This window comes from Sphingomonas sp. CFBP 8760, from assembly GCF_014841615.1.
Classification (GTDB): domain Bacteria; phylum Pseudomonadota; class Alphaproteobacteria; order Sphingomonadales; family Sphingomonadaceae; genus Sphingomonas.
On the sequence record NZ_JACYUG010000043.1, the window covers coordinates 1 to 6,118 of the forward strand.

Genomic DNA, 6,118 nt, shown 5'->3' on the forward strand with positions numbered 1-6,118 from the left:
TCAGCACGCCCGTGTGAATCCCCTTCGACTCAGGTCGGCCGGAAAACGCTCTAACGGCCTGCGTTACATCGTGAAGACGGGGGCGCCATGGCGGTGGATGCCCAACGACCTGCCGCCGTGGGCGGCGGTCTACCAGCAGACGCAGCGATGGCTGGCGGCGGGCTGCTTCGAGGCGCTGGTCGATGATCTGCGCGCGGTGCTGCGGTTGGCGGCGGGGCGCAAGGCCGAGCCGACTGCTGCGATCATCGATAGCCGGACGCTGCGGTCCACGCCCGAGAGCGGCGAGCGCGCCGGCTACGACGGGGGCAAGCGCAAGAAGGGCTCGAAGATCCACATGGCCGTTGATACGCTGGGCCATCTGCTGGCGCTCCACGTCACGCCGGCCAGCGCGGAGGATCGCGGCGAGGTGGAGCGCCTGGTGCGTACCGTGCAGGCCGTGACCGACGACGCCGTCGAGCATGCCTGGGTCGATCAGGGCTATACCGGCCAGCGTGCCGCCAACGCCGCTGCAAAACACGGCATCGCTCTCGAAGTCGTCAAGCTGCCAGAAGCCAAACGTGGTTTCGTCCTCCTGCCGCGACGCTGGGTCGTCGAACGGTCATTTGCGTGGGCCACACGCTTCCGACGCCTCGTCAAAGATTACGAACGCTATACCGAAACACTCGCGCGACTTCACGTCGTTGCCTTCGCCTGCCTCATGATGAAGCAGGCCATCGCCAGCGCTACAGGTTCATAACAGCCTCTAGCACCAGGCCGCCAACCGCGGCACGACCCTATGGTCGCCCACCATCATCTCGAAGCAGCCTGCAGCCAGCCAGCCCTGCGTCTGCCAATACACACAGCCCCCTCCGTAGCTATTCCAACGATGCTTCGCGTCGCTGCAATTTTGGGCCACTCCGTCCGGGGCCGCAGGTCGTCCGGCATCCACGCCATGGCCCACCCGTCTCACGATGCGGCGCAGCCCATCGAACACCTCGCGCAGGTCATGCTCTCGCCGCCCCACATCCTCCCGCCACAACAGCAGATACGACGTTACCAGAAACCATTTCTCGTCGCTGATGTCGGACGAATACGGCCGGCGGTTTAATTCACCGTAATCGAATGAATTAAACCGCCACCCAAGTTTTCGATGAATTCTATACGACGTCCCTACCCATTTAGCGCCGTTATATTTTCTAGTTTAGAAGTCGAATGTAAGCTGCAATCGTGCGTTTCTACCGGCCTGATACTGTGTAACAGTACGATAATAAGCAGACGCTACGCCCTCACCGTTGGTCCCATTTTCGTTGAAGTTTAGCTTCTGCTTGAGGTTAAGTACGTTGAAAACGGATGCCCTCAGGGTCATTGATGCGCTGCCGACGTCAAATTTATATGCGATGTCCACATCGTTTACGAACGACCAGTCGCTCTTGAACACCGAACCACGTCGAACCTGCTGAACTGGCGACGTTACGGAAGGATCGGAATTGATACTCCCGTCTGCGTTGACTTGGCAGTAAAGGCCGGCTGCTCCGTAAGCAGCCGCATACGGATCAACACTCCCAGGCACCAAACCAATACAGCCGTAGCGGCGGGGCGCATAGGCTTGGAGATTAGCGCCCAAGACCACAGGCCCAAGCTGATAGCTGCCGGCTACCTTGATTGCATGACGCTTGTCGTTCGGCGAGTAGCCATAGGTACCAAGCGTCAAGCCCGGTTGATCGAAATCGGTCGTCAGGCCCGTGTCGCTTTGACCGTTGTCGGTCTTCACGCCGCCTTCGTAGTTACCAACCGTCTTGGAGTAAGTGTACGATGCATCGAGACTCCAGACACCGTCGAATTCACGGTGCGCCTCGAACGTCATCGCCTTGTAGGTCCGCTTGGCCTTGGGATAGCCAAGTTGCGCCGCCGTGAATTCGACCGTGCGCGGCGTTGCCTCGCCGTTAATCGGATCCAACAGCGTGACTGTTGCACCGCGGCCTGGATTGATCAGGACATATTGATGAAACCCGCCCCAAATCGGTCCACAGCCAGATATGCGCTGTGCAACGCAATAATTGTTGATCGCGGCATCGAGCGAAGAATCTTCGAGAACCTCGTTTAATTTTGAATAGTTAAAGAATGCACCAATGCGCCACTTATCTCCCAATCTCTTCTCGTAACCAAGAATGTATTCATCCGCAGATTGCGGCTTCAGATTTTGGGATACGGTAGCCTCGGCAGACCTTGGCTGCCCATTTCCGGTAACGTTACAGTTACGGATGTTGTCGTCTGGACAGGTTGTTGCCGAAGGATAAAGAACAGCAGAACCCAGGATCGGAATATTTCCGGCACCAAGTCCACCAAATATATTGGTTCGCGTATAGAAAAGTTCACCACCGGTAAGACGGATGTTGGTGTTGGATGCTACCGGAAGATACATACGGCTAAAGCTGCCGTACACCTTGTCACGACGTTGTCCGATTGGATCGAAGGTGAACCCTAGACGTGGCCCCCATTGATTGCCGCTTTTGTAGAATGTCTCACCCAAGGAATTGTCGTTGCTGAAACGATCGTTGCGAATACCCAAGTTCAGGTTGAGACGGTCGCCCAACAATGACCAGCTATCCTGTAAATAATAGGCTTCATTGAGTGAAGCAAACTGCCCCGACTGAACATATCGCGTCTGGCGGACATAATCAGTACCCACAGGAATACCGTATATATTACCGGACTGTGCCGTGAAAATGTCGTAGCTTAGTCCGTCACCACCACCTTGACTGGTCGACGTGGATGACAATTCTTCACGATCATAACCAAACCGAATATGATGCGAACCCAATGCATTGAAGCGCACGTCCGCATCGGCACGATAGAATTTGCGGATGTCCTCATTGCTGTCGATGCCACCACCGGCGATCGTCAGCGGACGGATGTTGAGCGGGTTGCGGGCATCCGTGACAGAGGGAATGCTGGCATTGCTGGCATTGAAGCGCTGCGAGAAGCCAATATTCTCGTTGCGGCCATATGCCGCCGATAATGTCAGCCAGTTAGTGAAGACGCCTGTATAACGACCCACATAATTCTCACCACCCCCGCGCTGCTGTGACCGCCCAGTGTACGGACCATCGGTATTGGTGATATAGTTGTAGCGGTCGGCCCGTACCCCCGCATCCGTACCGTAGATATTGATCTCGCTTTCGCTTGTTGTATTGAAATAGGTGAGCTCCAGTCGCTGTCCGTCCATGATGACTGCATTGATCTTGGCTGCGTAGAAGGGTGAATCGGAACGGGTGTATGACCGCGACGTACCCAGATACTGGGCCGGATCATCAACCTGGGACTGATTTCGTGGATCACCTAGAAATGCCCGACCACCGCCACTCGAGTTATTGTTGCGCGCCTGATAAAGACCATAAAAGAACAGATGGTCCTTGATGATCGGTCCGGACAACTGGGCGATCACCGACTTGGCTTCGCTGGTCCCTCCATCATTATCCGAGCCTAACGTGTCGCGGGTATAGGAACGCAGACCGTTTGGATTCCATGTAAACAGGAGGCCGCCATGAAATTCGTTCGATCCCGATTTCGTCGTAGCACTGGTAAAGCCGCCGGTCGAACGCCCGAACTCCGCAGCATAGCCACCAGTCTTCACCTCTACCGTCTGGTAAAATTCAAACGGCACTTCTACCGGGCTAAGCCCCTTGCGGAAATCGGTGATGTTCAGGCCGTTGACGAAATAGGCATTTTCCGACACTGCGCCGCCATTGATTGACGGCAGACCGCCGAACGCACCCGACCCCCCGGCCGTGCCCGGCACCAACTGGATCAAAGCGGCCAAGTTGCGCGCGACCGGCACCCTGGTTGCCAGATCGGCAACGTTGATCACCTGCCCGGTGGTGGTCAGGTCGAATTCCGACGTTGCAGCGCGACTTCCCGTCACGACGATGTCGCCGGACGCTCCCGCTACTTCGGGCGCCCCGGTTAACACAAGGCGGAACCTGTTCGCTGCAGCCCCCTGAACAAGGCGGACACCCGCCTCCGTATAGGTCTCGTATCCTTCGGCTTCCACGGTAAAGGTATAGCTGCCGTTGCGCAGTTCCGAGATGGAGTAGCTGCCATTTCCATTCGTGCGTGTGCTACGCGTGAACCCTTGGTCAGCCGACAACACCGTGACCAAGGCACCCTCTACAGGCTTGCCATTTGCATCAACAACGACACCGGTCGCGGAGAAGCTGGAGAAACCCTGCGCGGACGCGGCCGGCATCATAGCGACTTGGCCACCGACGCTGATAAGAGCACCGATCGCGCTCCCCAAGAACCTGAAGCGCGTCTTTCCAGATTTGAATGCCATCGTTTTCCCCCCTGCGATGTCAAAACACCTAGATAGTAGAACGTATACGTTTGCCGCAGGCAATAGGGTTTTAGGATTTTCAAGAATCGTTGCAAAATAGTTGCAAAAAGTCCGCAATGCTGCCCTTTAGCAGCCGTGCCAATTTAGACGTAAATGATAGCAATTCATGTGCGCCGGCTATAAGATAGTCGCGACACCATTCAATGATGCCCAATACCGGGATCAGCCATCGACCGGCAGCGTTGGTTTTTGTGCCAATCTTGTGATCGACAACGTACCCGGTATTTGCGAACGCATTGAAAGGGTTACTATGAGTATGTTTTATCTACTGCACTATGATTTCTACTTTAATATTGGCTGGGCATATCCGGCATGGCCAAGCAATCGCTCTGACGCGCTGCATCGAATCGACTCAATACCATCCACGGTGTTTTCGAAAATATCCTAAATTTCTTCAGGATAGGGAAAATGATCGCTGTATTCATCTCGTCAGCCATGCGCAAACATGATCAGCATGGCTCGAAGGCGATCACCGCGAGAAGCAGGTTGTCGGGAGCGACGACAGGGATAGTAGGTATCCCCCGTCAGGGATGCAGCCATTTGATCCACTGGCCGTAGGGGTGGCAGGTGGCGAGGTGGTGGGTGGTGCCGTCCGGCCAGCAGGTGAGCATCAGGCGGACCTCGCGGCGGCATTCGGTCCACTCGAACCCGATCCAGGCGAGCGGCCGGCTCGGATCGGCACGGGTGCCGGCGCGGTGGATGGCGGCGACGATCGCGGNCGGTCGATCGCCGGCGGATGCGCCTGCGCCAGCGCGATCGCCTGGGTCAGCCGTCCGGCGCGGTGTGGATCGTCGGTCCAGGCGAAGGCGGACAGCCGCGCGCACGCGGCGGCATCGGTGACGTCGAGCGGCCGCAGGTCGACGCCGCGCGCGCCCGCGATCCGTACCGCGCCGGCGGGTGGCGGCGGCCCCTGCCAGACAGGGGCGACGAGGACGGGCGAGGCTTCCGGTCCCATCCGGCGACCGCCCAGATCGTAGCGGTAACGGGCCAGGTTCAGGTTCAGTCCCGCGCTCGATCCCAACTCGATCAGCGTGAAGGGCAGGTCGAACGTCGTGGCCACGACCATCAGCGCGGCCATGATTGCCCCGGCGCGCGCGACCTCGTTGGTCTGGGGCGGATCGCGCATCCAGCCGACGATGAAGTCGTCGTGTCCGGCGATCACCGCGCCCACCGCCGCATCGACATCGTCATGCTCGTGGCGGAGCAGCGCGGCGAGCACGGTTCCTCCGTCGGCGCGGGCCAGCGCATGCAGCGCGCCGTTGAAGCGCATCGCCAGACCGGCGGCGGCGGCATCCCCCGGCCAGGTGCGGATCAGCGCGGCGGTCCGCGGCGCCCGGTGGAGCTGGCGCTGCCCGGCATCGAGCAGCGCGGCGACGAACGGCTGGCCCAGCGCGCGCAGCACCTCCGCCTGCCGCGCCAGCACCGCCCCCTCCCCGTCCAGGGACTGGCCGCCCGGCGCCGCTCCGTCCGGCGCCGCCTCGATCGCCGACAGGAAGATGTCTAGAACTCCTGCCAGTCGCCATCCGCGCGGACCAGCGCGGTGACGGCGGCGGCGGGCAGGTTGCGGACCGGGCCGGCGAAGCGCGCCGGCGCCATCTGCCGGGCTACCGGCCGGGCCGGGCCACGCCGGGCGGTGACGAAGCGCGCCGCCTGATCGGCGAGACTGCCGACCTCGGTGGACAGGTTGCGCGCGGCGGCCGAGGTTTGCTCGACCATCGCGGCGTTCTGCTGGGTCGACTGGTCCAT

General features: G+C 59.4%; 3 protein-coding genes and 3 pseudogenes. 1 reads left to right on the forward strand and 5 read right to left on the reverse strand.

Features of this window, described 5'->3' with window-relative positions; translation table 11 throughout:
- A partial coding sequence (locus IFT82_RS20175) for an IS5 family transposase (protein WP_192129926.1) occupies nt 1–736 on the forward strand: 736 nt, incomplete at its 5' end.
- Nucleotides 737–751: 15 nt separating this feature from the next.
- On the opposite strand, the pseudogene IFT82_RS21600 reads toward IFT82_RS20175, so the two are convergent.
- The 5 genes and pseudogenes from IFT82_RS21600 to IFT82_RS20190 all read right to left on the reverse strand — a co-directional run.
- A pseudogene (locus tag IFT82_RS21600) lies at nt 752–1,135 on the reverse strand (transposase); the annotation flags it as partial.
- Between the two features lie 45 nt (nt 1,136–1,180).
- Complete coding sequence (locus tag IFT82_RS20180; RefSeq protein ID WP_192129927.1) at nt 1,181–4,312, reverse strand: TonB-dependent receptor; 3,132 nt, start codon at nt 4,310–4,312, stop codon at nt 1,181–1,183.
- Nucleotides 4,313–4,896: 584 nt separating this feature from the next.
- Nucleotides 4,897–5,090, reverse strand: a 194-nt coding sequence (locus tag IFT82_RS21125) for a DUF2332 family protein (RefSeq protein WP_244647034.1), incomplete at its 5' end; no start/stop codon positions are given.
- A gap of 1 nt (nt 5,091) precedes the next feature.
- A pseudogene (locus tag IFT82_RS20185) lies at nt 5,092–5,795 on the reverse strand (DUF2332 family protein); the annotation flags it as partial.
- Nucleotides 5,796–5,872: 77 nt separating this feature from the next.
- Nucleotides 5,873–6,118 (reverse strand): annotated as a pseudogene (locus tag IFT82_RS20190) (methyl-accepting chemotaxis protein); the annotation flags it as partial.